29 protein-coding genes are annotated in these 26,550 nt (G+C 61.8%); 15 read left to right on the forward strand and 14 right to left on the reverse strand.

Annotated features, from left to right (window positions below; translation table 11 throughout):
- Positions 1-96 precede the first annotated feature (96 nt).
- The 6 genes from cydP (at position 97) to JOZ06_RS04345 (ending at position 5,381) form a co-directional block, all read left to right on the forward strand.
- Positions 97-270 (forward strand): cytochrome oxidase putative small subunit CydP, encoded by a 174-nt coding sequence (gene cydP, locus JOZ06_RS04320; protein WP_293229075.1) that lies wholly within the window; start codon positions 97-99, stop codon positions 268-270.
- On the forward strand, positions 267-1,829 hold the full coding sequence (locus tag JOZ06_RS04325; protein ID WP_293229078.1) for a cytochrome ubiquinol oxidase subunit I: 1,563 nt from the start codon (positions 267-269) through the stop codon (positions 1,827-1,829). Before cydP ends, JOZ06_RS04325 begins: the two co-directional genes overlap by 4 nt.
- Positions 1,829-2,965, forward strand: a complete 1,137-nt coding sequence (cydB, locus tag JOZ06_RS04330; RefSeq protein ID WP_293229080.1) for a cytochrome d ubiquinol oxidase subunit II — start codon at positions 1,829-1,831, stop codon at positions 2,963-2,965. The genes JOZ06_RS04325 and cydB overlap by 1 nt, the downstream gene beginning before the upstream one ends.
- An 11-nt stretch (positions 2,966-2,976) precedes the next feature.
- The gene (gene cydX, locus JOZ06_RS04335) at positions 2,977-3,090 is read left to right on the forward strand and encodes a cytochrome bd-I oxidase subunit CydX (protein WP_293229084.1); all 114 of its coding nucleotides are present in this window, start codon (positions 2,977-2,979) and stop codon (positions 3,088-3,090) included.
- 188 nt (positions 3,091-3,278) lie between these two features.
- Positions 3,279-4,688: a cysteine--tRNA ligase gene (gene cysS / locus JOZ06_RS04340; RefSeq protein ID WP_293229087.1), complete on the forward strand. Its 1,410-nt coding sequence runs from the start codon at positions 3,279-3,281 to the stop codon at positions 4,686-4,688.
- Positions 4,689-4,706: 18 nt separating this feature from the next.
- The gene (locus JOZ06_RS04345; protein ID WP_293229090.1) at positions 4,707-5,381 is read left to right on the forward strand and encodes a Clp protease ClpP; all 675 of its coding nucleotides are present in this window, start codon (positions 4,707-4,709) and stop codon (positions 5,379-5,381) included.
- Here JOZ06_RS04345 and JOZ06_RS04350 read toward each other — a convergent pair.
- Complete coding sequence (locus JOZ06_RS04350) at positions 5,355-5,990, reverse strand: hypothetical protein (protein ID WP_293229093.1); 636 nt, start codon at positions 5,988-5,990, stop codon at positions 5,355-5,357. The two genes, JOZ06_RS04345 and JOZ06_RS04350, sit on opposite strands and share 27 nt — an antisense overlap.
- A gap of 153 nt (positions 5,991-6,143) precedes the next feature.
- Here JOZ06_RS04350 and JOZ06_RS04355 point away from each other — a divergent pair, with 153 nt between their 5' ends.
- Together JOZ06_RS04355 and JOZ06_RS04360 are read left to right on the forward strand one after the other, a co-directional pair.
- Positions 6,144-7,394 carry a hypothetical protein gene (locus JOZ06_RS04355; RefSeq protein ID WP_293229096.1) on the forward strand — a complete coding sequence of 417 codons (1,251 nt, stop codon included), beginning with the start codon at positions 6,144-6,146 and terminating at the stop codon, positions 7,392-7,394.
- Positions 7,395-7,454: 60 nt separating this feature from the next.
- Positions 7,455-8,537, forward strand: a complete 1,083-nt coding sequence (locus JOZ06_RS04360; protein ID WP_293229099.1) for a hypothetical protein — start codon at positions 7,455-7,457, stop codon at positions 8,535-8,537.
- A gap of 30 nt (positions 8,538-8,567) precedes the next feature.
- Here JOZ06_RS04360 and JOZ06_RS04365 read toward each other — a convergent pair whose 3' ends face one another.
- Positions 8,568-9,482, reverse strand: coding sequence for a cation diffusion facilitator family transporter (locus JOZ06_RS04365; protein WP_293229101.1), 915 nt, complete (start codon positions 9,480-9,482; stop codon positions 8,568-8,570).
- Positions 9,483-10,308: 826 nt separating this feature from the next.
- On the opposite strand from JOZ06_RS04365, the gene potE reads away from it, so the two are divergent.
- Positions 10,309-11,643, forward strand: coding sequence for a putrescine-ornithine antiporter (gene potE / locus JOZ06_RS04370; protein WP_293229104.1), 1,335 nt, complete (start codon positions 10,309-10,311; stop codon positions 11,641-11,643).
- Between the two features lie 275 nt (positions 11,644-11,918).
- Here potE and ctlX read toward each other — a convergent pair whose 3' ends face one another.
- The gene (gene ctlX, locus JOZ06_RS04375; protein ID WP_293229106.1) at positions 11,919-12,899 is read right to left on the reverse strand and encodes a citrulline utilization hydrolase CtlX; all 981 of its coding nucleotides are present in this window, start codon (positions 12,897-12,899) and stop codon (positions 11,919-11,921) included.
- Positions 12,900-13,074: 175 nt separating this feature from the next.
- Between ctlX and JOZ06_RS04380 the strand changes: the two genes are divergently transcribed.
- Positions 13,075-13,569 carry an Lrp/AsnC family transcriptional regulator gene (locus JOZ06_RS04380; RefSeq protein ID WP_293229109.1) on the forward strand — a complete coding sequence of 165 codons (495 nt, stop codon included), beginning with the start codon at positions 13,075-13,077 and terminating at the stop codon, positions 13,567-13,569.
- A 63-nt stretch (positions 13,570-13,632) separates the two neighbouring features.
- Here JOZ06_RS04380 and JOZ06_RS04385 read toward each other — a convergent pair whose 3' ends face one another.
- Complete coding sequence (locus tag JOZ06_RS04385) at positions 13,633-14,574, reverse strand: 3'-5' exonuclease (protein ID WP_293229112.1); 942 nt, start codon at positions 14,572-14,574, stop codon at positions 13,633-13,635.
- Between the two features lie 236 nt (positions 14,575-14,810).
- Between JOZ06_RS04385 and JOZ06_RS04390 the strand changes: the two genes are divergently transcribed.
- Together JOZ06_RS04390 and JOZ06_RS04395 are read left to right on the forward strand one after the other, a co-directional pair.
- Positions 14,811-15,014, forward strand: coding sequence for a hypothetical protein (locus JOZ06_RS04390; protein ID WP_293229115.1), 204 nt, complete (start codon positions 14,811-14,813; stop codon positions 15,012-15,014).
- Positions 15,015-15,420: 406 nt separating this feature from the next.
- Positions 15,421-17,430 carry a M13-type metalloendopeptidase gene (locus tag JOZ06_RS04395; protein ID WP_293229117.1) on the forward strand — a complete coding sequence of 670 codons (2,010 nt, stop codon included), beginning with the start codon at positions 15,421-15,423 and terminating at the stop codon, positions 17,428-17,430.
- 46 nt (positions 17,431-17,476) lie between these two features.
- Here the strand turns inward: JOZ06_RS04395 and JOZ06_RS04400 are convergent, their stop codons facing one another.
- From JOZ06_RS04400 to JOZ06_RS04445, 10 genes are all read right to left on the reverse strand, one after another.
- Positions 17,477-18,469 carry a serine/threonine protein kinase gene (locus JOZ06_RS04400; RefSeq protein ID WP_293229120.1) on the reverse strand — a complete coding sequence of 331 codons (993 nt, stop codon included), beginning with the start codon at positions 18,467-18,469 and terminating at the stop codon, positions 17,477-17,479.
- A 47-nt stretch (positions 18,470-18,516) separates the two neighbouring features.
- Positions 18,517-19,146, reverse strand: coding sequence for a class I SAM-dependent methyltransferase (locus JOZ06_RS04405; RefSeq protein WP_293229123.1), 630 nt, complete (start codon positions 19,144-19,146; stop codon positions 18,517-18,519).
- Positions 19,147-19,251: 105 nt separating this feature from the next.
- The gene (locus JOZ06_RS04410) at positions 19,252-20,571 is read right to left on the reverse strand and encodes a DEAD/DEAH box helicase (RefSeq protein ID WP_293229126.1); all 1,320 of its coding nucleotides are present in this window, start codon (positions 20,569-20,571) and stop codon (positions 19,252-19,254) included.
- Positions 20,572-20,699: 128 nt separating this feature from the next.
- Positions 20,700-21,620: a CobD/CbiB family protein gene (locus tag JOZ06_RS04415; RefSeq protein WP_293229128.1), complete on the reverse strand. Its 921-nt coding sequence runs from the start codon at positions 21,618-21,620 to the stop codon at positions 20,700-20,702.
- 66 nt (positions 21,621-21,686) lie between these two features.
- Complete coding sequence (locus JOZ06_RS04420) at positions 21,687-22,151, reverse strand: flagella synthesis protein FlgN (RefSeq protein ID WP_293229131.1); 465 nt, start codon at positions 22,149-22,151, stop codon at positions 21,687-21,689.
- Positions 22,152-22,191: 40 nt separating this feature from the next.
- Positions 22,192-22,488, reverse strand: coding sequence for a flagellar biosynthesis anti-sigma factor FlgM (gene flgM / locus JOZ06_RS04425; RefSeq protein ID WP_293229133.1), 297 nt, complete (start codon positions 22,486-22,488; stop codon positions 22,192-22,194).
- 74 nt (positions 22,489-22,562) lie between these two features.
- Entirely contained in the window at positions 22,563-23,240 is a 678-nt protein-coding gene (gene flgA / locus JOZ06_RS04430) for a flagellar basal body P-ring formation chaperone FlgA (RefSeq protein ID WP_293229136.1), read from the reverse strand.
- Between the two features lie 19 nt (positions 23,241-23,259).
- A complete protein-coding gene (locus JOZ06_RS04435) occupies positions 23,260-23,718 on the reverse strand; it encodes a histidine phosphatase family protein (RefSeq protein WP_293229139.1) in 459 nt (152 codons plus the stop codon).
- 53 nt (positions 23,719-23,771) lie between these two features.
- Positions 23,772-24,482, reverse strand: coding sequence for an LrgB family protein (locus tag JOZ06_RS04440; protein WP_293229142.1), 711 nt, complete (start codon positions 24,480-24,482; stop codon positions 23,772-23,774).
- Complete coding sequence (locus JOZ06_RS04445) at positions 24,479-24,832, reverse strand: CidA/LrgA family protein (protein ID WP_293229145.1); 354 nt, start codon at positions 24,830-24,832, stop codon at positions 24,479-24,481. Before JOZ06_RS04445 ends, JOZ06_RS04440 begins: the two co-directional genes overlap by 4 nt.
- A gap of 87 nt (positions 24,833-24,919) precedes the next feature.
- Between JOZ06_RS04445 and JOZ06_RS04450 the strand changes: the two genes are divergently transcribed.
- The 3 genes from JOZ06_RS04450 (at position 24,920) to JOZ06_RS04460 (ending at position 26,536) form a co-directional block, all read left to right on the forward strand.
- Positions 24,920-25,450, forward strand: coding sequence for a chorismate lyase (locus tag JOZ06_RS04450; RefSeq protein ID WP_293229147.1), 531 nt, complete (start codon positions 24,920-24,922; stop codon positions 25,448-25,450).
- Positions 25,447-26,316: a 4-hydroxybenzoate octaprenyltransferase gene (gene ubiA / locus JOZ06_RS04455; protein WP_293229150.1), complete on the forward strand. Its 870-nt coding sequence runs from the start codon at positions 25,447-25,449 to the stop codon at positions 26,314-26,316. The genes JOZ06_RS04450 and ubiA overlap by 4 nt, the downstream gene beginning before the upstream one ends.
- A 64-nt stretch (positions 26,317-26,380) precedes the next feature.
- Complete coding sequence (locus tag JOZ06_RS04460; RefSeq protein WP_293229152.1) at positions 26,381-26,536, forward strand: hypothetical protein; 156 nt, start codon at positions 26,381-26,383, stop codon at positions 26,534-26,536.
- Positions 26,537-26,550 lie beyond the last annotated feature (14 nt).

Consider the following 26,550-nt stretch of genomic DNA (forward strand, 5'->3'; position numbering starts at 1 on the left):
GCGACAATTTGTCGCATCGCTCCTCATACCCCCTCCCCCTATCATGAGGGTTGGCCGTGCAGTCGATGCGGCCTCCATCTAACAACAAAAGCCATGATGAGCCGTTACCGACGTGAAATTATCGCCGTGCTGGTGATCAAGATCGTTTTGATTCTGGTGATCAAGACGATCTGGTTTCCCGACCGGCCCGACGTCAGCAGTCAGGCGGTCGCCGACCGTCTGCTGACGACGCCCGCGCCTGTCTCGGGCGGCTCGAAGGAGCCCCCATGACAGAAACATTGGTTGACCTCTCGCGATTGCAGTTCGCCGTCACGGCGCTGTATCACTTCCTGTTCGTGCCGCTGACATTGGGCTTGAGCATGCTGCTGGTGATCATGGAGTCGGTGTACGTGATCACCGGCAAACAGATCTATCAGGACATGACCCGCTACTGGGGCAAGCTGTTCGGCATCAATTTCGCCCTCGGCGTCACCACCGGCATCACCATGGAGTTTCAGTTCGGCACCAACTGGGCCTATTACTCGCACTACGTCGGCGATATCTTCGGCGCGCCGCTGGCGATCGAGGGACTGATGGCATTCTTCCTCGAATCGACTTTCATCGGCCTGTTCTTCTTCGGCTGGGACCGGCTCTCGCGCGTCAAGCACCTGATGGTGACCATGTTGACTGCCGTCGGCTCCAATCTGTCGGCGCTGTGGATACTGATCGCCAACGGCTGGATGCAGGACCCGGTCGGCGCGCATTTCAACTACCGCACCATGCGCATGGAGTTGTCGAGCTTCTGGGACATCCTGTTCAATCCGACCGCGCAGGCCAAGTTCGTGCACACCGTCAGCGCCGGCTACGTCACCGCGGCCTGTTTCGTGCTGGGCATTTCCAGCTGGTATCTGCTCAAGGGGCGCGACATCGCCTTCGCGCGCCGCAGCTTCCGCATCGCCGCCGCCTTCGGTTTCGCCGCCGCCTTGTCGGTGATCGTGCTGGGCGACGAATCGGGCTACACGGTCAGCGAGTCGCAACAAACCAAGATGGCGGCGATCGAGGCCATTTGGAATACCGAGCCGGCGCCGGCCGGCCTGACACTATTCGCGCTGCCCGATCAGGCGGCGCGCGTCAATCGCTACGAGCTGCAGATCCCCTATGTCATGGGGCTGATCGGCACCCGCTCCACCACCAAGGAAATTCCCGGCATCAACCAGATCGTGGCCAAGAACCGCGCCCGCATCATCGACGGTCAACAAGCGGTGATCGCGCTGGAAGCGCTGCGCAAGTCGCCGGACGATGCCGCCTTGCGCGCCGCCTTCGAGCAACATGAGGCCAATCTCGGTTTCGGCTTGCTGCTGAAGAAGTACGTCGCCGACGTGCGCCAAGCCACACCGGCCGTCATCGATCAAGCGGCCTGGAGCACCATCCCCAAGGTGGCGCCGCTGTTCTGGGGTTTTCGCGCCATGGTGGGCCTCGGCTTCAGCTTCCTGATCCTGTTTAGCGCAGCTTTGTTGTTCTCGCTGAAAAACACCTTCGCCAACAAGCGTTGGCTGTTGCGCTGGGCCGTATGCTGGCTGCCCATGCCCTGGCTCGCTTGCGAGCTCGGCTGGTTCGTGGCCGAGTATGGCCGCCAGCCCTGGACCATCTACGGCCTGCTGCCGACCCATTTGTCCACCTCGTCGCTGGGCATCGCCTCGGTCGCGGGTTCGCTCGCGGGCTTCGTACTGTTCTACACCGCGCTGTTGGTGGTCGAGCTGTTCCTGATGGTCAAATATGCCCGCCTCGGTCCGTCCAGTTTGGGCACCGGGCGTTATCACCATGAAACCCGCGCACAGGGAGCTCAATGATGATCGACTATCCAACCTTGCGTTTCATCTGGTGGCTGCTGGTCGGCGTATTGTTGATCGGCTTCGCCGTCATGGACGGCCACGACCTCGGCGTCGGCACGCTCTTGCCTTGGATCGGCCGCGACGACGACGAGCGCCGCGTGCTGCTCAACGCCATCGGCCCGCACTGGGACGGCAACCAGGTCTGGTTCATCACCGGTGGCGGCGCATTGTTCGCCGCCTGGCCCTTCATCTACGCCACCGCCTTTTCCGGTTTCTACTGGGCGATGCTGGCGGTGTTGTGGACCTTGTTCCTGCGTCCGGTCGGCTTCGACTACCGCAGCAAGCTGCCTTATGCGGGCTGGCGCGGTTTTTGGGACGGAGCGCTGTTCATCAGCGGTCTGGTGCCGCCGATCATCTTCGGCGTGGCATTCGGCAATGTGCTGCAGGGTGTGCCGTTCACCTTTGACGACACCTTGCGCGCCAGCTACAGCGGCACGTTCTGGGCGTTGCTCAATCCGTTCGCGCTCCTGTGCGGCTTGGTGTCGAGCGCGATGATCACTTTCCAAGGCGCGACCTTCCTGATCATCAAGACCGAAGGCGCGCCACAAGCGCGCGCGCGCCGCGCCGCCATGTTCATGGGCCTCGCCGCCGCGTTGCTGTTCGCGCTCGCGGGCGCATGGGTCAGCCGCTTGCCGGGCTATCAGATTGTGGCCGGCGCCCTACCCGGCGCCGAGTCCAACCCGCTGGCCAAAACCGTGTTGGTCCACGCCGGCGCCTGGATGACCAACTACCATCGCAGGCCGCTCTTGTGGCTCTTGCCGGCCGTCGGCATCGCCGCCGCCCTGGCCGGTAGCCTGCTCGCGCGCAGAGGCCGCGGCGGCTGGGCCTTTATCGCCTCCAGCCTGACCCAGGCCGGCATCATCGGCACCGCGGGGAGCAGCATGTTCCCCTTCCTGATGCCGTCAAGCTTGAACCCCAATGCGAGTCTCACCGTCTGGGACGCCAGCTCGAGCCGTCTGACGCTTGCCGTGATGTTCTGGGTGGCGCTGATCTTCACGCCGCTGATCGTGCTCTACACCAGTTGGTGCTACCGCGTCATGCGCGGCCCGGTGACGGTCGAAGCCGTGCGCAAGAACTCGAAAACCGCTTATTGAAAGGACATGCCATGTGGTATTTCGCCTGGATACTCGGTCTGCCGCTGGCGATTTCGCTGGCGGGGATCAACGCGATCATCGAAGAAAATCTGCATCACGACGACGTCGGCGATGAAGCGGCCTGATGGTTGACCGTCCCGCCGAGCGCCGATAGTATCGATGACATGAAACGGATTTCGCTGAACCCGACCGCCCACCTGCAACCGTGTTGTCCGACACGGCGGGGGCCGGCGCGCGCCTAGCGCACACGTTCAGCTCGACCTCGGCCGCCGCGTTGCTTCAACCGGCGGCCTTTTTCTTTTGGGAGATCGCCATGCCGCTTTATCTGTACGACACCTGGCACCGCGCCTTACGGCCCTTCGAACCGCTGCGCCCGGAGCACGTCGGCATGTATTGCTGCGGACCGACCGTTTACGACTACGCCCATATCGGTAACCTGCGCAGTTACCTGTTCGAGGACACGCTGCGCCGTGTCTTGCAATTCAACGGCTACGCCGTGCGCCACGTGGTCAACATCACCGACGTCGGCCACCTGGTGTCCGACGGCGACGAGGGCGAGGACAAGATGGAGAAGGGCAGCCGCCGCGCCGGCGGCGCCTCCGCCTGGGAGATTGCCGAGCGCTACACCGTCGCGTTTCAAAATGACCTACGCGCATTGGGCATGCTCGAACCGACGCTTTGGTGCCGCGCCACCGACCATATTCCCGAGCAAATCGACTTCATCGCCGCGCTGGAAGCCAAGGGATTCACTTACCGCACCGACGACGGCGTCTATTTCGACACCAGCCGCCAGGACGATTACGGCTACCTGGCCCGCCTCGACCGGGCGGGCCTCGCGGCGGGCATCCGTGTCGATCTGGGCCAAAAGCGTCATGCCACCGACTTCGCGCTGTGGAAGTTCAGCCCCGCCGACGCCCGACGGCAAATGGAATGGGATAGCCCCTGGGGCCGCGGTTTTCCCGGCTGGCACATCGAATGCTCGGCCATGTCGACCCAATATCTGTCGCCGTGGTTCGACATCCACTGTGGCGGCGAGGATCACGTCGCCGTGCATCACAGTAATGAAATCGCCCAATGTCAGGCACTTCATGGCACGCGTGCGGCCAACTTCTGGCTGCACGGCGCGTTCCTGCAGCTGGACGATGCCAAGATGTCGAAGTCGAGCGGCGATTTTCTGCGCCTGCAGCGCCTCATCGACCGCGGCGTCGATCCGCTGGCCTATCGCTACCTGTGCCTGACCGCACACTACCGCAAACAACTGAGCTTCAGTTGGAGCGCGCTCGACGGCGCCGCGCAAGCGCTTGAGCGCCTGCGTCACGCTTACGCCGGCTGGCCGGATGGCGGCCGCCGCGACGCCGCCTTTATCGACGCCTTCACGCGCGAGATCAACCAGGATCTGAACCTGCCGCGGGCGTTGGCGTTGGTATGGGGGCTCGTCAAAGGCTCGCTGCCCGATGCCGACAAGAAGGCGACGCTCGCGCACTGTGATCAGGTGCTCGGGCTCGGGCTACCCGGCTGGCGGCCACACCGGTTGGCCATCCCGGCAGAGATTCAGGCCTTGGCGGACGCGCGCGAACAGGCGCGGCAAGCGCGGCGCTGGGACGAGGCAGACCGGCTGCGCGCCGCGCTCGCCGAGCATGGCTACGCCGTGGAGGATAGCGTGGACGGCATGCGCCTGCGGCCGATCGCGCAAAGCGCAATAGCGCACAGCGGCCTATGCTGACAATAGGAGGACAACAACATGACCAACAATGGGCGTACCCGCCCCTTGGCGATGGCCGCCGCGCGCGACGACGACGATGCGGAACCCGAAGCGCTGCCGCTGTTCAAGCGCTATGAAAGCCAAGGCGTGGCACGGCAGATTTCGTTTTATCTGTCGGGCGAAATCGGCGAGCCGATTCACTATACCGATCTGCTGTATACGTTGCGCAGCGCCAGCTCGAGCGATCTGATCCTGCTGCACTTGAACACGCCAGGCGGCAACTTCGACACCGGCCTGCAGATCATCAACAACATCAGCGCCAGCGAGGCGCACGTGTTGACCGTGCTGGAAGCGCGTGCCTATTCGATGGGCGCCATGATCTTTTTGGCCGGCGACGAACTGATCGTGCACGATACCTGCCAGCTGATGTTTCACAACTATTCGTCGGCGTTGTTCGGCAAAGGCAACGAACAGCAAGCGCAAGTAGGCGCGGTCAGCAAGTGGTTCGGCAAGGTCATGCGTCAAGTCTGCCGGCCGTTTTTAACCGACGAAGAAGTCGATCACATTTTACATGGCGAGGACATCTGGATGGACTCGGACGATATCCGCCGCAGGCTGGCGCACTTGCAGAAAGGCGAGCCATCGGTCGCGCCATCCGCCAAACGGCGTTTGACGGCGCAGCGCGAGTCACAGCCAGCCCAAACCCCCAAATAGCAGCAGCGACAACGCCACGCCCCCGGCCAGGCAGCCCACCACGGTCACCTGCTTGGCGCGGGAGGGCATGTCATGCACCCAATAGGCGACCCCGAAAAACGGCAGGTAACCGATCAGAAAGATCAGCCACGGGGCATGACGCCCCCATATCGACCACTCCCACGTCAGGACGCCGATATGGTTGAGCCAAATTTCGACGATCACGCACAGTAGTGAATTCCCCAGCGCCAGCAGCAGGCGGTTGCTGACGCCGAACAAGCGCATGCCGCGCTGGGCCGGCAGCATCCGCACCGCCATGAGTCCCATGACGGCGAACATCAGCGTGATTTCGAGGTTCAGGCCAATGAGCAGCACCAGTGAGGAATGGCCATTGGGCGTGCCCCAAAGCGGCGCGTAGCCGGAGAAATGGGCGATGAGGCCATTGCCGATCTCGTTGACCCAATCCATCAGCCAAAAGGCCACGCCGCCAAGCACCACGCTCCAACGGCGTTCGACGATCTGCTCGTTGTAGATGTACAGCACCAGCAAGAACAAAGGCAGCGCGCCCCATTGAAAATGCGACGTATCGCGCAACAGGCTCTGAGCCTGGGCAGCGGAGGCGAGCAACATGACGGATCTCCCCAAAAAGGTCGCGTCATTACAGCCGCGCGCTATGACATTGTCAACACCACCCCTGCCGGAACGGTCAGCAACCCTCAGAAAAAAATAAAGATCGTGCCAAATTCGTCGATATCATGAGGGACATTCCCCCGGAGTACGGCCATGCAGATTCTCAATCAAACGCAGCGCAATACCGGCGCGTATGGCTTCAGCGAAACGCTGATGGCGCAGACCCAGTTGCAATTCCAAGCCATTGGCGGCAGCGCCGCGACCGGGCAAGCGGGCAACACCGCCGATCAAGTGACGCTGAGCCCCGGCGCCACGGCCAGCAACGGCGCCAACGGCCAAAACGACCTGATGACCTCTTTGCAGGGAATGATCGAGAATATTCTGCAGCAAGTGCTCGGTACGTCGCTGACCACCGTGGCATCCACCACGCAAAGCAATGCCGCCAACAAGAGCGGCCAAAACAGCGACAGCCAGAACGCCCCGTCCTCGCCGCTCGATCAACTGACCGCGTCGATCATGTCCGCACTGCAAGGTAACAACAGCAGCCAAGCGGCGCAAAGCGGCGGCAGTCAGAACAGCCTGCTGTCGGCACTCTCCAGCATGGGCAACTCGGTGCAAAACGACGCGCTATCGCTGTTCAACAATCTATCGGCGCAAAATCAGTCGCTGATGCATAACATGACCGCCAATGCTGCGGCGCAAGGCGCGTCGGGCAGCTACGAGAGCGACGTCTCGGTGGCGGAAAGCGAGCGCTACGATTTTACCGCCAGCGGCAAAATCACCATGGCGTCCGGTCAGGCCTTCCAGTTCTCGCTGCAAGTCGACTTGCAGGCCAGCGTGCAAATCGCCAGCCGCGAAACCGGTACCTTCGGCCCGCAGAGCCAGAACGGCCAAGACAGCCAAAATAACCAGAACGGTCAGGACGGCGCCACGCAGAACCCGACCCTGCAGCTTGGTCAGCAAGCCGGTCTGTTTGCCGGCGCCGACGTGGCGTTCAGCCTGCAAAACCTGTTGGCGGCCTCGCTGGGCAACAACAGCCAGACCACCGGTGCCGCGAGCGGCGCAAGCAATGCGAGCGGAACCAACCGTGCCGGCGGCAACGGTTCAAGCACCAGCAGCAGTGCCGCCGGCGACAGCGGCAGCACGCAGACTGACCTTGCCAGCCTCATCGGCCGCGAGATCACCAGCGCGCTAGCCACCCTGACGCTGACGCCGCAAAACAGCGGCAGCAAGCAGCAGACGCTGCCGCAACAACAAATCAGCGCCCTGTTGCAGCATAAGCATGGCCAGCATGCGCATGGCACGCACAATCACTCCGCGGGCGCCCTCGACGCCACCGCCGATACCGGCAGCCAAAGCGACGGCAAACAGCCGACGACGCCAACCGGCACGCAAACCACCTAGTGCCATCCAGTGCCTCGGCAAACAGGCCGGGGCACTGGATTGAGCCCCCAGGGGGCCGATATGCATATCAGCAGCTTCTCGCTCAACATGGCGTCGCAGCATACGCTTCGCCAGCAACGCAGCACCTGGACGCAATTCACCCCATTGGGGAACGGCACCGCCAGCAACGACCTGTCCAATACGCAGCGCTGGCAAAGCGACGCGGAAACGCTGTCCACGCCGGCAGCGCCCGGCCAGCCGGTTCAACGGTCCGAGCAGCACGCCGACAGCGTCAACACCACCCGTTCCTCCGCCAGCTATCAAGTCGCCTCGCCTAACGCTCACGGCGCGGCGACGGCCTCGCCGCTCGTCGATGACGACATTCCGCCTTTGCTCAACCTTGCCAAGCAGATTCTGGAGAAGGTGTTCGGCATCCACTTCACGCTCTACGACGGCAAGCTGGTGCCGGCGTCGTCCACGGGGCAAAGCGCCGGCGCGCCGGCCGTCGCCAGCGGCACGCAAACCACGACCACGCAAGTGCAGGAACAGGAGCAAACCGGCTTCAGCGCCAGCGGCAGCATCACCACCGCCGAGGGTCAGACGTTCTCGTTTCAACTCGATAGCCAACTGCAGCGGGATTTTCAAGGCAGCGACAGCGTGCGCCGCCAAGTCGGCGGCAAGGACCCGCTGATGATCACGCTGCCTGGGGGATCGGGGCGCTTCAGCGGCGCCAGTGCGACATTCAATCTGGATGCCGGCAGCGGGCAAACCCGCCTGCCGTTTTTCGCCGATGGCGGCTGGCTGGTCTGGGATAAAAATCATGACGGCAAGGTCGCCGACGGCAGCCAATTGTTCGGCCCTCAAAGCGGCAACGGCTTCAACGACCTGGCCGCGCTGGATAGCAACCATGACGGCGTGATCGACGCCAGCGACGCGGCCTTTGCCGATCTCAAGGTCTGGACCGGCATCGACAGCCAAGGCAACGACCAACTATCGTCGCTGTCGTCGCTGCATATCGGCGCCATCCTGCTGCCAAGCGTGGCCACGCCGTTTTCCCTGCGCAACAGCCAGAATCAGGCACAGGGGGAAGTGCGACGCAGTGGCGTCTATCTGACCGACAACGGCCAAGCCGGCCGGGTCAGCCAAGTGGATGTCGATGCCTAAGGCGTGTCGCCCTACGCCTGACGACAGACCCTAGCTGTCCAGATCGTCCTCGCCGGCAGGGTCGAGGTGGGTGGTCACGTACAGCACCGGCAACGCCGCGATCACGCGCTGCCGCGCCGCCACGCTGATCGCGTGCCCTTCACGCACCGAAAGATCGCCGTCGACCTCCAGATGCACGTCCACCACGATGCGGTCTCCCATCATGCGCGTGCGCAGATCGTGCACGCCGCGCACCCCGGGCGTGGCCAGCAGACATTCGTTCAAGCGGGCGATTTGCTCGTCGCTGGCGGCGCGGTCCATCAGGTCATGCAGCGCATTCCAGGCAAACGTCCAGCCCATGCGCCCCACCATGATCCCGACCACCAGGGCCGCCAGCGGGTCGAGCAAATGAAACCCCAGCAGATTGCCGCCGATACCGACCGCCACCACCAGCGACGACGCCGCGTCAGAACGCGCGTGCCAAGCATTGGCCTCGAGCATGCTCGAACCGACCTGCCGCGCGGCGCGCAGCATGTAACGGAACAAGCCCTCCTTGGCCAAGAGCGCCAAGAGCGCGACCCATAGCGCCGCGCCGTGCACGGCCGTCACCAGGCTCGGGTCAACCACCTTGCGCACGCCATTGATCACCATGCCGGCGCCCACCACGACAAGCAGCACCCCCAGCACCAGCGAGGCAGCGGTTTCATAACGCAGGTGGCCGTACTGATGATCCTCGTCGGCCGCTTTCTGACTATGGCGATTGGCCAGCAACACCACAAAATCGGCCAGCAGATCGGACAGCGAATGAACGCCGTCGGCGATCAGGCCTTGGGAACCGGATAGCCAGCCGGCCACCACTTGGCACACGGTGAGTGCGATATTGGTCGCCACGCTGACGAGCGTGCTGCGATGCGCGACGTGTTGACGCGTCTTGTCGTCAACGAGGAAAGGCGTAGATTGATTCATGAGAGAGGCGGGAATAGTTAATATAATAATTAATTGTCTTTATTTAATGATATTCATAAAAAAATATTTTGTAAACAATACGATATAAAAATCAGTTCATCCATCAATCTCGCCGCAAAGCGACAATCATTCTCATTGTTAATTAGAAATTAATATTATTTATTTATGAAAATCAATCGCAGTTTCATTTACCGCAACACGGCAACAATAACCCCATTGACATAATCAAGCATCTAACATTTACAGATTATTCCAGTTGACTAACTCGGCGAGCAGTTGATTTGGATCAACCGGCCACATTGCTTCTTTAGCGACCATTAATATAGAATCATTTTCGAATATAACAACTGCATCGACGATCCTAACGATCGCAGATTGCTCGTGCACTGCGAGCCCTATGCCTTTTTCGGTTCTCCCATTGAGAGTCCAACCCGTTTTGTCATCCCCGGGGCATGTCCTCGGCATACGTATTCCGTTACAGACCACTCAGACTACCCCATGCTGAATCGGTCGTATGACGTGATTTCTACTGCCTAGCGCCGCAGACCGCGGCGCGGTCAGGTCAAAACGCGCGCCCCAACGGGCGCACCCTGCGCGCTATGGTGCGTTGCAATGCGAACGCACTCAACACCCTGTTTTTAACCGCCATCTCGGCGAAGCCGTTTGCTTGCGCCCGCACAATGCCAATGACATTAAAAAGCAAGCGTTTTCCAACCCGTCAAGGAGAAAGGTCGATTGATCCGCACACTCCGCCGTACTCGCGCCTTATGGCGCACGCTGCAAAGCACCCGTAAATTTTTCAAATAACCTTTCGCTTGGAATCATCATGTCATCCAGTTCTACCCAAAGCACCAAAATGGGGGTGGTCGGCCTGACCATCATCGTCGCCGTCAATATGATGGGCTCCGGTATCATCATGCTGCCCGCAAGCCTGGCCAAAGTCGGCACCATCTCGCTATTGTCGTGGATCGTCACCGCGCTGGGATCGATGGCGCTGGCCTACTCGTTCGCGCAGTGCGGCTTCTTCGTCACCCGCTCCGGCGGCATGTCGGCCTACGCCGAGGAAGCGCACGGCAAATCGTCGTTCTTCCTGGCCTCCTATACCTATTACCTGTCGCTGGCCATCGCCAACGTCGCCATCGCCATCACCGCCATCGGTTATCTGTCGCCGTTCGTGCCTTGGCTCTCGGCCGCGCCGGTCAATACCTGCATCGGCGTGATCGCCTTACTATGGCTGACCGCCGTCGCCAACTTCGGCGGCGCGCGCATCACCGGCCGCATCAGCGGCGTGACGGTCTGGGGAGTGATCATTCCGGTTGCGACGCTCGCCATCTTCGGCTGGTTCTGGTTTGACCCGCACCTGTTCGTCAGCGCCTGGAACGTGCAGCACAAGCCGTTCGGCGAGGCGATCTCGTCCAGCATCGCGCTCACGCTGTGGGCCTTCCTCGGCATGGAATCGGCCTGCGCCAACTCCGACGCGGTGGAAAACCCCAAGAAAAACGTGCCGATCGCCGTCATGGCCGGCACCGGCATTGCCGCGGTCATCTACATCCTGTCGACCGCCGCCATGCAAGGCATCGTGCCCAACCACGCGCTGGCCAACTCGTCGGCGCCGTTCGGCCTGGCCTTTAGCCTCTTGTTCTCCCCGGCATTGGGCAGTATCGTCAGCCTGCTCGCCGTCGTCGCCTGCACGGGCTCCCTGCTCGGCTGGCAGTTCACTATTGCCCAGGTATCGAAATCCGCCGCCGATCACGGCATGTTCGCCAAGGTATTCAGCGCAGTGAACAGCAAGGACGCACCGGTCAAAGGCATGGTCATCATCACCGTCGTGCAAACGCTGATCTCGCTGATGACCATTTCGCCGAGCCTCAACCAGCAATTCAATGCCTTGGTCAACCTGGCGGTGTTTACCAATGTCGTGCCCTACATCCTGTCGCTGACCGCGCTGTTCGCCATCATGAAAAAGCACCATGTCGCCCGCGCCACCTATACCCGCAATCTGATCATCGTGATGGTCGCGCTGGTCTACAGCCTGTACGGCATCTATGCCGCCGGCACCGACGCGGTGTTCTGGGGCGCGCTGGTGATGCTCACCGGCTACATCCTTTACGGCTTGCGCGCCGATCGGTTCCCGTCGCCGGTTGCCGACAACGCCCATTAACGCGCATAGCGCACCAAACAAAACCGCCGGCACGGTTTCCCGTGCCGGCGGTTCAGGCTGTTTTTAGTGGTTTGTAGCGGTCCCGGAGGACCCGGCAAAGCCGGGCCTCAGTGGCAACTTACTGATTTCGCAGCCTGATCATCGATTCCCACTCCCCCCGCCCTCTCCCTGAGAGGGGGCGCTCGCTTCGCGAGCATGGGTTTGTCAACACACTCAAACCGCCGGCACGGTTTCCCGTGCCGGCGGTTTTTTTCTCTCCCTGACTGAGGCCGCGCTTAGGCCAGATACGGCGAGTCGTCCTGGCGGGTATGCTCTTCCGGCAGCACGATGGCTTGGCTCGGCGTGCGCGGCGGCAAGTGCAGCTCCGCCACCATGCAGCGGGCGCCGCCGCCGCCGAGGCGTTCGATCGTCTCGACCGGCGCTTGCACGGGAACCACGTACTTCAAGATCTGCTCCTGCTGGCTCTGGCTCAGCGATCCCCATGCTTGGCGCGACAGCGCCAGCACCGGCTGCCCCTTGTGGCCCTGAAGCTCGATACAGTTGCCGGCGAAGTGCTCGACCTGATCCAGCGTGATATCGACGATTTCCTTGCCGCTCTTTTCCAGCGACTGCACCACCGCCTTGCGCTCGTACGGACTCAGGATCGACTCCAGGCAGACCACCGCCATCTTGGTGCCGACGTGCATCATCACGTTGGTGTGATAGATCGGCATGTTGCTCTTGTCGACCGCGGTGAACCATACGGTGCTGTAGCCCATGACCTTGGCGAAGGCGCTTTCCACCATTTCATGGCTGCGCGACGAGCGGCATACGTAGGCGATGCAATGATCGCGGTCGAGCACCATCGAGCCGGTTCCCTCGAGGAAGTATTCCTTCGATTCGTACGAGCTGAAGTCCATCACCGACGAAATGTCGAAGCGTTCGCCGATGCATTCCAAAATGTCGCGGCGGCGCTCGAGACGGCGGTTCAACGCTTCCATCGGATACAGGATCACCGTGCCGTCTTCATGGGTGGTAATCCAGTTGTTCGGGAAAATCGAGTCCGGCGTGTGCGGAGACTGACGGTCCTGAATCACCAGCACGTCGACGCCGGCTTCGCGCAGCAGCGCGACATACTCGTCGAACTCCTTGACCGCCGCCGCTTGCGCCGCTTCAGGCGTCAGGTCGGAGTGCTGGAAGGTATTGCTGCCGGCGGTATCCGGGTTGCTGGTGAAGTTGGTCGGACGGACCATCAGAATGTGATTCGTGGTTTGCATGACTTGACCTCGCAAAGAAATCAGGCAGGTGAGAAAGGGCATCATTGTGCGAGCATTCGCCCGACAATTCCGGCTGTAATCAATGTTGACTGACAGCGTTTTCTGTTATATTCGCACGTGTTACAGCAGATTCCGCTGCAACCCTTTAAAACCAACACTCTCCAGGGCCTTCGCCATGAAACAGGACGACAAGAACAAAGCGCTCAAGCAGCTAGATCGCATTGACCGCAAAATCCTTGAGGTTCTGCGCCACGATGGCCGCATCACCTACCAACGGCTATCCGAAATTGTGTATCTGACACCCCGCCCCTGCCAGGAGAGGGTTCGCCGGCTGGAACAAGCCGGCATCATCCGCGGCTACACCGCCATCATCGATGACGGCGTGCACCGGCTTGGCGTCACGCTGCACGCCAAGATCGCCTTTTCCAGCCAGAGCGGCCGCTCGGCCCAGCAAGCCTTCGAGGCCGAGGTACGCCAGCGTCCCGAGGTGCTCGACTGCTGGCTGGTCAGTGGACAGTTCGACTATGTGGTGCGCATTCACTGCGCCGACATGGATCAATACCGCACCTTGACCAGCGAATGGCTGGCAAGCGACGTGTTCAAGATCGAAAAGATCGTCAGCGACCCGGAGATGCAGGTCATCAAAGGCGCCGGTATTACCAAGAAATAAATTAACCTTTCCTGATATAGCTTTAATATACACTGCCAATTCACCAGCGCCATTTGGCTTGGATCAAGCTCCTGGCGCGGGAAAGTCGTAGGGACGCATACGCACGGTTTGCGGGTCGAGCGCATAGCGCTCCAGCGCGGTGAGTTTGCCGATGTGGCAAGGGAAGGAACGCCCGCCGAATACCTGGGCGTGGATGCTGTCGAGCACGGCGCGCAGCTCGGTTTTGTCCTTGCAACGGCGTAGCCAGCTCTTGGGCAGATAGCGCGTATCGGCGCCGTCCTGCCACTGGAAGCCGCCGATGGCCTTGAGCTTGTCCTTGTCGTCGAAACGCACTTGCAGATTCAAGAGAAACGACGGTTTATCGGCGCTTTGCAACAGCGCCGCCAGCGCGGTTTCGCCGCGCGGGGCCAGCACTTGGCCAAGCATGAACAACAAGGCCCAACAGTCGTTGAGCGCGCGATGGCTATCGTAGAAGTAGCCGCAGTGATACACCAGCAGCTCCAACTTGGCGCTGGTGAAGCCCGCCTCCATCCAGTCGATCTCATTGACCGAGCAGGCAAACGACTTGTCATCGAACACCGGCCAGCGCCGCGCCAGGAACGGCCGGTCAAAGGCGGCGTTATGGGCAATCACCAGATCGGCCTGGCGCGCCAGACTGTCGACGCGGGCATCATCCATGCGCTGGCCGGCCAAATCGGCATCGGTGAGGCCGGTGACCGTCTGCACGACGCGCGACAGCGGCTGTCCCGGATCTTCCAGCCCATCGTACTGATCTTCCAGCGCCAGCCACTCGCCGGTATCGCGACGGTAGCGCACGAGCAGCATGCCAACCTCGATGATCTGGTCGTGCCATTTGTCCATACCGGTGGTTTCGGTATCGACGATCAGCGCCAGGCCGGTTTCGCCGTCCGGCACCGACGGTGCAGGCAACCGCTCCGGCACGCGGCGCAAAATACGGAATTCGGGATCGGCGGCAATCAGTTGTAGCGCTTCGGGCGTGTTCATGGTGGTCGGCAGTCGAATACAATCCGGGCATGATAGCGCGCCATTCCCATGCGGAACATCGTTTTCCGCGCCATTAGGCCGCTGCCGAAGCCGATACCGCCATCGAAAGCGGGTTTTCTTATCTGTCCGAACGGACTGGCCGGCAACGCACGACACCATAGCTGCAAATTGGCGAAGATTAACTAGAATGGGGGTTAGGGTCCTTAGCGCCCTCACTCTCGGCAAAGGAGTCCACCATGTCCATTAGCCCGGTTTCGTCTGGTAACAGCCAGCTCTACACCCAGGCCACCGCCACGACGCCGACCGCCGCCGCCAACCAGGTCAACGGCAAGCACAAGCATCAAGGCGAACAGGCGCAAAACGACCAAACGCAACCCGCCCCACCCAGCGTCAACACCAGTGGGCAAACCACCGGCCGGCTGATCAACACCACCGCCTAAGGTCTGTTTGCCCTCCGGTTTAACGCAGGCTGTTGATTTAGTGGTTTGCAGCGGTTGGGGAGGGCCCGGCAAAGCCGGGCCTCAGTGGCAACAGACTGATTTCGCAGCCTGCCCATCGATTCCCTCTCCCCCTGCCCTCTCCCTGAGAGGGGGCGCTCGCTTCGCGAGCAAGAGTTTGTCAACACCCTCACGCAGGCCATCACCGCCAACGGCGGTGATGGCCTGCGACGTCTTGACTTTCGCTGACTGACCTTCCTGACAGATCCCGTGCCGAACGTCTCCGCGCGACAATGCGCGCTGCCGCGGGGATCGGCTCGGCCAAACAAGACGGTGATATCATGGCCGGATTTGGCTTCATGCCCTTATGTTGCACCTCACCTTTGCTCATAACATAAGAAAGAAACCCATGAAACGAACATCATTGGCATTATTGATCTGCCTAGCATTAACCCAGGGCGCCGCCGTGGGCGCGCCCGTTTCCGGCATCGATTTCAACGCCTTCGATCATTCCGTCCGCATCCAGGACGATATCTTCAGCGCGGTAAACGGCCAGTGGGTCAAAAACACGGCCATCCCCGACGATCACGCGTCCTACGGCAGCTTCAACATCCTGCGCGATCAGAACGAAGCCCGTAGCCGGCAGTTGATCCTCGGCGTCGACAAGCAGCCGGCCAGTGCGGAAGAGCGCAAATTGGCCGATTTGTACGCGAGCTTCCTCGACAGCAAGACGGCCGACAAGCGCGGTATCAAGCCCCTGACCGGCCGTCTGGCGCAGATCGCCGCCATCGACGATCGCGCGGCGCTGACCCGGCTGCTGGGCATGTGGCAAGCGACATCGGTCGATCTGCCGCTGCGCGTGAGCGTAGACCCCGATGCCGCCAATCCGACCATGACGCTACTTCAGCTCAATCAATCCGGGCTGGGGCTGCCGGACCGCGACTATTACCTGCAAAACGACGCGCGCTTTCAGGCGGCGCGCGAAGCTTATCTGGCCTATCTGACCCGACTGTTCACGCAGGCGGGGATGCAAGATGCCGCGCCGCGCGCGCAAGCGGTGATGGCATTGGAATCCCGCATCGCCCAAGCGCAGTGGGATAACGTCGCCAACCGCGACCCGGTCAAGACCTACAACCCGATGTCGCGCGGCCAACTACAGAAAGTCGCGCCGGCGGTCGAGTGGGCGCGTTGGTTCGAGGCCGCCGACCTGGGCAAGGTATCCAAGCTCAACCTGACTCAGCCGAGCTATGCCACGGCACTCGGCGGCATGCTCCAGGACACGCCGCTGCCGGTATGGCGCGACTATCTCAGCGCCCGATTGCTGGATGCCTACGCCCCTTTCCTGAGCAAACCGTTCGTCGACGCCAGCTTCGCATTCCATCAGCGCGCGCTGTCCGGGGTAAAGGAACAGCGCCCGCGCTGGAAAAACGGCGTAGCGCTGGCGGAATCATCGATGGGAGAGGCCTTGGGCAAACTGTACGTGGCCCAATACTTCCCACCCGAGGCCAAGGCGCGGATGGACCTGCTGGTGCAAAATCTGATGCAGGCCTATCGCCAGAGCATCGATACCCTGACATGGATGACCCCTGCCACACGCGCGGCAGCGCAAGAAAAGCTGGCGAAATATCAGATCAAGATCGGCTACCCGGTCAAATGGCGCGATTATGGCCAGCTTGTCATCGACCGCCATGACCTAGTCGGCAATGTGGGTCGCGTGGCCGAATTCCAGTACCGCTACAAGCTGAACAAACTGGGCAAACCGGTGGACCGCGCCGAGTGGCAGATGACGCCGCAAACGGTGAACGCCTATTACGATCCGTCGTTGAACGAGATCGTCTTCCCGGCCGGCATTCTGCAGCCGCCGTTCTTCGATGCCCGCGCCGACGACGCGGTCAATTACGGCGCCATCGGCGCGGTGATCGGCCACGAAATCAGCCACGGCTTCGACGATCAGGGTAGTCAATTCGATGGCGACGGCAAACTGCGCAATTGGTGGACAACGGAAGACCGCGCGCGCTTCGAGGCGCTGACCGGCAAACTGGTGGCGCAATACGAAGCCTATGAGCCGCTGCCGGGCAAGCACATCAACGGCCGGCTGACCCTCGGCGAGAATATCGCCGACAACGCCGGCTTGCAGATCGCCTACAAGGCCTACCACCTGTCGCTCGGTGGCAAAGCGCCCGCAGTCATCGACGGCCTCACCGGCGACCAGCGCTTCTTTATCGGCTTCGCCCAGGTTTGGCGAAACAAGATCAAGGACCAGGCACTACTCAAGCTGCTGGTGACCGACCCGCACTCACCGGCCAACTACCGGCCGCAAGGCGCGGCGGTGAACGCCGACGGCTTCTACGACGCCTTCGACGTCAAGCCAGGCGACAAGCTCTACAAGGCGCCGGCCGACCGCATTCGTCTCTGGTAATCTCCTGTTGCGGCCCGGGTATCCCCGGGCTTTTTTTTATGCGCGATCAGTACAAGCCGCCGATCAGCGGCGGCTCGTCCATCAGCGCGATCTGCTCGCGCAATTCGAGGATGCGGTCTTGCCAATAGCGTACGCCGCCAAACCAGGGGAATGCCGCCGGAAAAGCGGGGTCTTGCCAGCGACGCGCGAGCCAGGCGCTGTAATGCATCAGCCGCAAGGTACGCAACGCCTCGACCAGGTGCAGCTCGCGGTCGTCGAACTCGAAGAAATCCTCATAGCCGGCCAGCAAGTCTTTCAACTGGCGCGACTGATCGGCGCGCTCGCCGGAGAGCAGCATCCACAGATCCTGCACCGCCGGGCCCGAACGACTGTCATCGAAGTCGACGAAGTGCGGTCCGTCGTCAGTCCAGAGCACGTTGCCGGCGTGACAGTCGCCATGCAGGCGCAGCGTCTGCACGCGACCTGCCCGCTCGAAAGCGCGGGACACGCCATCCAGCGCCTGACGGGCCACACCGCGGTACACCTCGCGAAGCTCGGCCGGCAGCCAATCGTTCGCCAACAGCCAGTCGAGCGATTGCTCGCCGAAACGATCGATGGTCAGGGCCGGCCGTTCCAGATAGGGCACGGTCGCCCCCACGGCGTGGATACGGCCTAGGAAGCGGCCCATCCAGGTCAACGTGTCGCTTTGATCGAAGTCCGGCGTACGGCCGCCGCGACGAGGAAACAGCGCGAAACGAAAACCGCCATGCTGGTGCAGCGTGCGCCCATCGAAAGACAAAGCGTCGACGACCGGAATTTCGCGCGCGGCTAGTTCGGCGACAAAAGCATGCTCTTCCAGGATTTGCGCGTCGGACCAACGCGCCGGGCGATAAAATTTGGCCACCAGCGGCGGCCCTTCCTCCATGCCGATCTGGTAGACGCGGTTTTCGTAACTATTGAGCGCCAACAGGCTGCCGCTCGCGCGTAAACCGAGCGACTCGACCGCGTCAAGCAGGGTATCGGGCGTGAGTCCGTCGAAAGGGTGCGGGGTGAGTTCCATGGGCCGCAGTATATCGGATCGCGGCCCATGACAGGCAAAAACGGCGGCTAGCCGTCGTAGCGCGCGAACAAAAAGGCGGTGCTATGGTAGTGCGCCTCGCCATGCGACGTATCGAGCGACCTTTCTTGCTGGTAAGCGAGCACCGTCAGATCGGCAAACAGATCGAGAAACTCTTCGGGGCGGTAGTAATGCTTGATGTGACCGGCCGTTTCGCTGGCCTGTTCTCGGCCGTGGCAGCCGGGATCGTCATCCAAAAACACGGCTGCAAACAGAATGCCGCCAGGCGCAAGCGCCGCCATGATGCGCCGCGCCACGCGCCGGCCATCGTCCGCGTTAAGATGATCGAGCGACGTATGGGCGACAATCATCTGATAAGCGCGGGACGGCAAAGGAAACGACACGATGTCAGCCACGATGCCCTGGACGCTCAGGCCCGCGCTGTCGGCCTGTCGATTGAGGTCGTCGATGGCGACGGCAGAACAGTCCACCCCCGTCACGCGGTAGCCGTGATGGCCAAGATAGAGCGCGTTGCGCCCTTGGCCGCATCCCAGATCCATGGCGTCCCCGGGCCCGTTGACGCCATACTTCTGCATGTAATGAATCAGTTGTCCGGTGGCTGCAGTGCCGTAGTAATTGTCGCAGCCACCGTAAAACTCGTCGAAGCTTCGTACCGACATTCGCTTACTCCCTTTTCCACAATCGGAACACTGATCGATAGTATTGTTCCGGAGCAGATCTTCGACAAGGGTTTCTACGTATATCAGTCGAGCAAATCGACGTTATCAGCGCGTCGGCGCAACCACCTTGTAGCGCGGCGGCAAAAGCAAGGCGGGAATTTCGCGCTGCAGCTTGCCACGGCCGCGGCGAACCGACTTGGGCTGTTTGATGCCTTCCGGCGCGCCGGTCAATGCGGCCGAAGCCGGCGCGGCATGGACAGGCTGAGCCGGGCGCGGCAGCCACGACGGCCAGAAGCCATCGACCGGCTGCGCTTCCAGCTGTTTGCGGATCAGATGGTTGATCGCGTCCAGCTGACGGCTTTCCTCTTGCGCCATCAACGAAATGGCGACACCCGATGCGCCGGCGCGGCCCGTCCGGCCGATGCGGTGCACATAGTCTTCCGGCGCGTTAGGCAGTTCGAAGTTGACCACGTAGGGCAGTTCGGCGATATCCAGACCGCGCGCCGCCACGTCGGTGGCGACCAGCACTTTGATGCTGCCCTCCTTGAAGGCGGCCAGCGTCTCCAGCCGTGCCCCTTGAGCCTTGTCGCCATGGATCGCCTCGGCGGCGTGACCGTCGCGCTTCAGATCGCGCGCCAGTTGATCGGCGCTGAGCTTGGTCTTGCAGAAGACGATCACTTGGCCCATGTCGCGGCTGCGGATCAGGTGAGACAGCAACTTGCGCTTCTGCCAGCCGTCCGCGGCGTACACCAATTGCTCGACATCTTCGTTGGTCGAGTTCTGGCGCGCCACCTCGACCACTTGCGGCTCGCGCATGAAGTCCTCGGCCAGCTTCTTGATTTCCGAGGCGAACGTGGCGGAAAACAGCAGCGTCTGCCGCTCACGCGGCAAGAGAGCCATGATCTTGCGGATATCCTGAATGAACCCCATGTCCAGCATGCGGTCACCCTCGTCGAGCACCAGCACCTCGACGCGGTTCAACTGCACGGTTTTCTGCCCGATGTGATCAAGCAGCCGGCCCGGGGTGGCGATCAGGATTTCCACGCCACGGCGCAACTCGGCGGTCTGCGGGTCCATGTTCACGCCGCCGAAGATCGTGGTGGCGCGCAGCGGCAGGTACTTGGTATAAGCCTTGACGTTCACGCCGATCTGGTCGGCCAATTCCCGGGTGGGCGACAGGACCAACGCGCGCACCGGATGCATGGCTGGCGACGCGCTGGCATTGGCGAATTTCTTCAGCCGTTCGAGGATCGGCAGCATGAAGGCCGCCGTCTTGCCGGTACCGGTCTGGGCCGCGGCCAGCATGTCGCGGCCGGTCAGCACCAGCGGAATGGCTTTGGCCTGAATCGGCGTGGGCGTGCTATAGCCCTGCTCGTCGATGGCACGGAGCAACTCCGGCGACAGACCAAGCTCTGAAAATGACATGTGTTCTCTCCACTTTACAAATCTACAGCAGCGCCGTCCGACGGCGCCATACACCATACTCGCGCAGGGCAGGAATGCCAACGCCGCCCGGCGGGCGGCGCAATGCGTTGCAAACGGATGCTAAGCACCTAGCCCAGCAAGCTGGCCACGCTCATGAGCAGGATGACCAGCAACCACAACAGGGCCGAACGCCAGATTAACCCAACCGCGCTTTTGAGCGCATTCGGATCGGCCTCGTCGCCCAAACCAAGTTCGGGCCGGAACTTGACGGTATAGTCCTGCTTCAGCGGATCCCCCAGGCGAATGCCCAACGCCCCCGCCGCCGAGGCCAACAGGATGCCGTTGGCGTAATCGCCCCAAGCTTTTGCCTGCGACCGCCAGCAATAGACCGCATCCTCGAAATCGCCCATCACGGCGAAACTGGCGGCGGTCAATCGAACCGGCAACCAGTCGAGCCACATCGCGGCCCGGTCGGCGAATTGACCAAAGCGATCCTCCGCCAGCGGGCGGTTGCCCCACTTCTGATACAACATTTGGCTCAGCCGATACAGCAGCGCCCCGGAAGGCCCCGGCAACAGCACAAACCAGAACATGGTGCCGAACACGAAGCGGTAACTGTCCATCACCCCCTGCTCGATCGCCAAGCGCGATACCTCATTGGCCGACAGTTCCGCAGTCGATTGCCCCGTCCAACGCGACAACGCATCTCGCGCCTCTTGATCGCGGCCTTCGGCCAACGCCAGCGAGACCTCGGAGAAGGCGCTGGAGAAATGGCGGAAACCCATCGTCAGATACAGCACGAAAATATTCCACAACAGCGCCAGTACCGGGCTGATGGCCTTCAAACCGTAATACACGGCGATGGACAACAACATCGGCGGCAGAATGGCGACCAGCCAGGCAAAAACGCCGTGGCGGTTTGAACCGGCATTCAGATTGCGCTCGAGGTGATTGGCGTAGCGAATGAACAGCAGCCAGACACGGTTGCGATTGCCGAGCGGACGGATCTGTTCCAATCCTAGTGCGAAGATCAGCGATAGCAGGGTCATTGCTTATTTGAGTGGTTGTTCAGGCCCAACGAGAAGATACCACAACTGTCCCCAGGCGATCACGCCTCAGGCTGATCCCAAATGCCGACCACCGATCGGCACCTCCGCTTGCGCACCGTCCGGGCCATAGGCCATCATCGACGACGCAGCCGCTTTCAGCACACCCAACGCCTCGCGGGCGCGGTGCAACCCGTGATTGATGTGCCGCCCATTGAATTCGTTCAGGGTGACCGCACGCTGAATCGCGTTCTCCAACTGGAACCAGGCATCGCACGCCGCCGGCTTGTCCTGCAGCCAGCGTTGCGCCGAGGCCCGGTCGGAGACGCCGCGTTCTGCGAGCCACGCTTGGCGCACCCGGCTCACTTGCGACAGCGCTTCCAGCGCCAGCCCCTTCTCATCCGCCAAGGGCTCGATGCGCGAGATATCGCCGACAATCAGCGCCTCGCGTTCCTGTTCCAGAAATGCAATAAGCCGGGACACCTGTTCGGTTTCGTCCCGGCATAGTTTGGCAAACACGTCGATATCCGCCATACCTACCCGATTTTTGGATTGAGGGCGCGCTAACTAACGCTTAACCCGCCAGCAATTGCTTGGTCGAGGAAATCAGACCATCGGCGATATTTTCCGGATTGATCTGAAAACTGCCCGCAGCAATTGCGCTCTTAATGGCCTCGACCTTGCTCACGTCGAACGACGGCGCTGCCGCCATATCTTGCGACACGGTATTGATCTGGCTCGCCAGCGGGTTGATCGCCACTTGCTCAGACGACGCACTGCTGCTCGTCGAGTCAGTATCGGTCTTGCGCTTGGCAGACTTGCCCTGCGTCGGGTAAAGATTCTTGACGTCGCCCGCTTGATCGATTTTCATGTCTGGGCCCTTCCTTCAAAACTCCACGGTTACCCGTATTATCGTCGCAAAAGCGAATTACATGAGAAATTATTTTAATTGGATAAGCTAATTACGCCATCCGGCCCCGCCACGCCACGCAGCAATTGACCGTTCGGCATCCGCACCGGTACCACATCACCCGCGCGGCCATTGGCGATGGCCACGCCCTCGGCTTCCACGCTGAAGCCGTCGCCGCTCACCACCACTTTCACTCGCTGATTCATTTTCACAACATATGGCGGCCGCACCATGAAACTGCGCAACCAAATACCGGCAGCCGCGCCGCTGGTCATGCTCTGACCAATCACTTGCGCCGGATCGGACAACACATCGCGCGCCAAGGCGGAATCGGGCAGTGGCGCCTGACGGATATCGTCAGGGCCCAGCATGTCGCCGGCTCGCACCGGATGCGTCAGCACCAGCCCCATCGCCGCGTCGCTGATCGTTACCGGCAGGCGCAACCGCCAGGTTGGCGCCAGGCAATAAATATCCAGAAAAGTATTGCCGCTGGGTTCGGCGCCATCGGACCAAGCGACCTGCGGATCGGCGCAGGCAGGCAGCGCCAACCGCCGATCCAGCGTCCCCAAGCGGAACGCCGCGCCCGGGCGCTGGCTGAGCTCGCCTCGCACGAAGCTTTTAGCCAACTGTTCCAACAGCGTCATATTCTGGTTGGCCGCCAGCGCCGGCCCGGCCAAACACAGCGCAAACAAGAAGAGCACAAACCGTTTCATGCCGCCATTGTAACGCAACTCAGTCACCCAACAGGCCCGGGGTAATCATGGCTTTGAGCCGCACCGGGTCGCCCCCGGCCTGATGGCGCAAACCCAGCCACCAGATCGCGCCTTTCTTGATGTTCCAGTACTGAGGATCGCCCGACATCAGCCGCGCCGCCAACCGGCCGAGATAAGGCTGGTGGCCGACCAGCACCACCGTGTCCACCGCATGATAGAGATCGATCACGGCCAGGACCGACTCCAGCGACGCGCCGGGATTGAGCCCCGCGTCCACCTCAAACCCCTTGCTGAGAAAGGCGGCGGTCTGCTGGGAACGTTTGGCTTCGGAAGCCAGCACCACATAATCGTCCGGCAAGCGCTGGCTCAGCCAGGCAGCCATGCTACGTCCCTGCTGCTGCCCCTTGCGGGTCAATGCCCGCGACAGGTCGTCCGAACCTTCCTCGGCGTCGGCGTGGCGCCATAGAATCACATCCATATTCCCTCCCGCATTATCCCGGTCATCGCCGGCTTAGGGTTTGTTTACATATCTCATAGACGCAGAATACTGCAAATCAGCGGCACCAGCACCGCGGTGAACAGGCCATTGAGTCCCATGGCCAGGCCGGCGAAAGCACCGGCGGTCTCCGAGAGCTGCAACGCGCGCGCTGTGCCGACGCCGTGGGCGGCGATGCCGGTGGCGAAACCCAGCGTCAGATCGTCCAGGCGGCGCAGGGACTGCCGTAGCGGCCCGAACAGGGCGGCGCCGACAATGCCGGTCACGATCACGCACGCAGCCGCCACCGAGGGGATGCCGCCGATCTGTTCGGCGATGCCCATGGCAATGGGCGTGGTGGCCGAGCGCGGCAGGATCGACAGCAGAATCGGGCGAGGCAACCCGAACAGCATGCCGAGTGCCGCGCCGGAGAGAATGCCGGCTATGCCGCCAACGACCAAGGCGATGAGCAGCGCCGGGGCATTACGCTTGAGATGATGCAGGTTATCGTACAACGGCACCGCCAGCGCCACGGTGGCGGGGCCCAGCAAGAGGTGAATGAAGCGCGCGCCTTCCATGTACTGCTGGTATTGCATGCCGGTCGCCCACAAGGCCAGCATCACGAGCAGCACGCCTACCAGCACGGTATTGGTGAGCGGATGGCCATGGCAGCGGCGGTTGAGCGCGATGGCCAGCCGATAGGCCAGCAAGGTGAGGAAGATGCCCGTCAACGGCGAATGCCGCACAACCTCCAGCGCGCCGTTCATGACGACCGCCCCCGCACCGGCCGGCCGAGCCAGTGCAACGTCGCCGCCGCGGCAAGCCAAGTCACCAGCGTCGCCATCACCACGACCAGCAGCAACGACCAAGCAAAGGGCGCGAGCAGCGAGCGCCACAGCATCACGCCAACACCTGCGGGGATGAACAGCATCGACAGATGACGCAAAAGACCAGGCACGGTGGCGCGCAGATCATCGGGAATCGAGCGTCGCGCGCACAGGATCAAAAAAAGCAGCAGCATACCCAGCACCGGCCCCGGCACCGGCAGAGACAAGACGCGAGCAACCGCCTCGCCAGCGAGTTGACATCCCAAAAGCCAGATCAGCGCGTTGAGCATGACGACATTTCATCCTTGATCGCTACTGCCGCAGACTAGGGTCTGTCCCTAGGGGACAGTAACGCTCTTGTTTGGCATAATGCGCCCATGTTTGCCGATAGATACTGGGCGCTCACGCCGCCCCCCCTCTCGCCAGCCATGCAGTCCTGCTTGACGGACGATGGCTCCCTCACGGAAAGATTGATCGCCACAGGGCGCGACTTCACCGTGCGCGTCTTATACCAGGGCCCCTCGGTGGCGGCGCCTGACGAAAACGGCCTGATCGGCGTCGAGACCGGCGCGCCGGTCCTGGCGCGGCATGTCGCGCTGCTGCTTGATGGCGTGGCCGTGGTCGTGGCGCGCAGCATTGCGCGCCACGGCTGCCCTCAATGGGAGCCCGTGCTCGCGCGCGGCAGCCGTTCGCTGGGCTTGACGCTCTTTGGCGAAGACAGCGCGATTATACGTGAACCCCTGCACTACTGTGCGCTGAGCACCGGCCATCCCTTGTTTCCTCTGGCGCGCGGGCAGGACCTGGAGGACGCGCCGCGCTATGCCGCGCGCCGCTCGAACTTTCTGAGCCACGGCGCGGCGCTCAACGTGTGCGAGGTCTTTTTGCCCGTACTGGAGAGTTTTCTGTGAGCCCGGCACTGCGCCAACGGTTACAAGCCTATATCCAGCTGATGCGCATCGACAAACCGATCGGCACATTGCTCTTGCTGTGGCCGACGCTGTGGGCGCTGTGGATCGCGTCCGCCGGCCGTCCCTCGCTGGCGATCCTGAGTATTTTCGTGCTCGGCACGTTTCTGATGCGCTCCGCGGGCTGTGTAATCAACGATTACGCCGACCGCGACATCGACGGCAAGGTGGCGCGCACCAGCCAGCGGCCGTTCGCGCGCAAGGCGGTCACGCCGCGCGAGGCGCTGCTGCTGGCGGCGGGGCTGGCGCTCTTGTCGCTGCTGCTGATTCTGCCGCTCAACGCATTGACGCTGAAATTGAGCGTGGTCGCGGCGCTGGTCGCCGCCAGCTACCCCTATACCAAACGGTTCTTTCCTTTGCCGCAAGCTTACCTCGGCGTCGCGTTTTCCTTCGGCATTCCGATGGCCTTCGCAGCGGTCACCGGCGCGGTCCCGGCGCTCGCCTGGGTGTTGATGCTGGCCACCGGCTTCTGGATCGTCGCCTACGACACCGCTTATGCCATGGCCGACAAGCCGGACGACCTGCTCATCGGCATCAAGACCTCGGCGATCACCTTCGGCGAGCGCGACATTCTGGCCATCATGCTGTGCCATGCCGTCTTTCTGCTGACGCTGACCTGGCTCGGCTGGCAATGGCGCTTCGGGCTACCGTTTTATGCCAGCATACTTATTTCTGTATTTTTTACTATCATGCAGTACCACGAGATCAAGGGACGAGACCGGCAACGTTGCTTCAAGGCCTTCCTGGACAATAACCGAGTGGGCGCGGCGTTGTTTGCCGGCATCGTGCTGGACTATTTGAGCCGATGACGCGCCGCCGGTGCGTCGCCTCGTGGCCAACCTTCAATCTGTCCTTACTAAAGGGAATTGGCGCATGAAGAAATTAGTCGCTTTGCTGCTCATCTGTGCTTTCGCTGCCCCGGCGTTCGCCGCTGACGCCTCGGCGCCGATGCACATGAAGAAGATGGAAAAGCAACACAAGAAACCGATGCACAAAAAGGCGATGAAGAAGATGGCTTCGGCCGCCTGACGCGCAAGCCAGCA

Source organism: Paludibacterium sp. (assembly GCF_019232825.1).
In the GTDB taxonomy this organism is placed as follows: domain Bacteria; phylum Pseudomonadota; class Gammaproteobacteria; order Burkholderiales; family Chromobacteriaceae; genus Paludibacterium.

What these genes read in the sequence shown, in the direction of transcription:
- potE (WP_293229104.1), top strand. Translation starts at nt 10,309, where the DNA reads ATGTCATCCAGTTCTACCCAAAGCACCAAAATGGGGGTGGTCGGCCTG.
- JOZ06_RS04350 (WP_293229093.1), bottom strand. Translation starts at nt 5,990, where the DNA reads ATGTTGCTCGCCTCCGCTGCCCAGGCTCAGAGCCTGTTGCGCGATACG.
- JOZ06_RS04410 (WP_293229126.1), bottom strand. Translation starts at nt 20,571, where the DNA reads ATGTCATTTTCAGAGCTTGGTCTGTCGCCGGAGTTGCTCCGTGCCATC.
- JOZ06_RS04345 (WP_293229090.1), top strand. Translation starts at nt 4,707, where the DNA reads ATGACCAACAATGGGCGTACCCGCCCCTTGGCGATGGCCGCCGCGCGC.
- JOZ06_RS04400 (WP_293229120.1), bottom strand. Translation starts at nt 18,469, where the DNA reads ATGGAACTCACCCCGCACCCTTTCGACGGACTCACGCCCGATACCCTG.
- JOZ06_RS04460 (WP_293229152.1), top strand. Translation starts at nt 26,381, where the DNA reads ATGAAGAAATTAGTCGCTTTGCTGCTCATCTGTGCTTTCGCTGCCCCG.
- JOZ06_RS04420 (WP_293229131.1), bottom strand. Translation starts at nt 22,151, where the DNA reads ATGGCGGATATCGACGTGTTTGCCAAACTATGCCGGGACGAAACCGAA.
- cysS (WP_293229087.1), top strand. Translation starts at nt 3,279, where the DNA reads ATGCCGCTTTATCTGTACGACACCTGGCACCGCGCCTTACGGCCCTTC.
- JOZ06_RS04440 (WP_293229142.1), bottom strand. Translation starts at nt 24,482, where the DNA reads ATGAACGGCGCGCTGGAGGTTGTGCGGCATTCGCCGTTGACGGGCATC.
- cydX (WP_293229084.1), top strand. Translation starts at nt 2,977, where the DNA reads ATGTGGTATTTCGCCTGGATACTCGGTCTGCCGCTGGCGATTTCGCTG.
- JOZ06_RS04435 (WP_293229139.1), bottom strand. Translation starts at nt 23,718, where the DNA reads ATGGATGTGATTCTATGGCGCCACGCCGACGCCGAGGAAGGTTCGGAC.
- JOZ06_RS04380 (WP_293229109.1), top strand. Translation starts at nt 13,075, where the DNA reads ATGAAACAGGACGACAAGAACAAAGCGCTCAAGCAGCTAGATCGCATT.
- JOZ06_RS04390 (WP_293229115.1), top strand. Translation starts at nt 14,811, where the DNA reads ATGTCCATTAGCCCGGTTTCGTCTGGTAACAGCCAGCTCTACACCCAG.
- JOZ06_RS04325 (WP_293229078.1), top strand. Translation starts at nt 267, where the DNA reads ATGACAGAAACATTGGTTGACCTCTCGCGATTGCAGTTCGCCGTCACG.
- ctlX (WP_293229106.1), bottom strand. Translation starts at nt 12,899, where the DNA reads ATGCAAACCACGAATCACATTCTGATGGTCCGTCCGACCAACTTCACC.
- JOZ06_RS04365 (WP_293229101.1), bottom strand. Translation starts at nt 9,482, where the DNA reads ATGAATCAATCTACGCCTTTCCTCGTTGACGACAAGACGCGTCAACAC.
- JOZ06_RS04450 (WP_293229147.1), top strand. Translation starts at nt 24,920, where the DNA reads ATGTTTGCCGATAGATACTGGGCGCTCACGCCGCCCCCCCTCTCGCCA.
- flgM (WP_293229133.1), bottom strand. Translation starts at nt 22,488, where the DNA reads ATGAAAATCGATCAAGCGGGCGACGTCAAGAATCTTTACCCGACGCAG.
- JOZ06_RS04405 (WP_293229123.1), bottom strand. Translation starts at nt 19,146, where the DNA reads ATGTCGGTACGAAGCTTCGACGAGTTTTACGGTGGCTGCGACAATTAC.
- JOZ06_RS04395 (WP_293229117.1), top strand. Translation starts at nt 15,421, where the DNA reads ATGAAACGAACATCATTGGCATTATTGATCTGCCTAGCATTAACCCAG.
- JOZ06_RS04355 (WP_293229096.1), top strand. Translation starts at nt 6,144, where the DNA reads ATGCAGATTCTCAATCAAACGCAGCGCAATACCGGCGCGTATGGCTTC.
- JOZ06_RS04445 (WP_293229145.1), bottom strand. Translation starts at nt 24,832, where the DNA reads ATGCTCAACGCGCTGATCTGGCTTTTGGGATGTCAACTCGCTGGCGAG.
- flgA (WP_293229136.1), bottom strand. Translation starts at nt 23,240, where the DNA reads ATGAAACGGTTTGTGCTCTTCTTGTTTGCGCTGTGTTTGGCCGGGCCG.
- cydB (WP_293229080.1), top strand. Translation starts at nt 1,829, where the DNA reads ATGATCGACTATCCAACCTTGCGTTTCATCTGGTGGCTGCTGGTCGGC.
- cydP (WP_293229075.1), top strand. Translation starts at nt 97, where the DNA reads ATGAGCCGTTACCGACGTGAAATTATCGCCGTGCTGGTGATCAAGATC.
- JOZ06_RS04360 (WP_293229099.1), top strand. Translation starts at nt 7,455, where the DNA reads ATGCATATCAGCAGCTTCTCGCTCAACATGGCGTCGCAGCATACGCTT.
- JOZ06_RS04385 (WP_293229112.1), bottom strand. Translation starts at nt 14,574, where the DNA reads ATGAACACGCCCGAAGCGCTACAACTGATTGCCGCCGATCCCGAATTC.
- JOZ06_RS04415 (WP_293229128.1), bottom strand. Translation starts at nt 21,620, where the DNA reads ATGACCCTGCTATCGCTGATCTTCGCACTAGGATTGGAACAGATCCGT.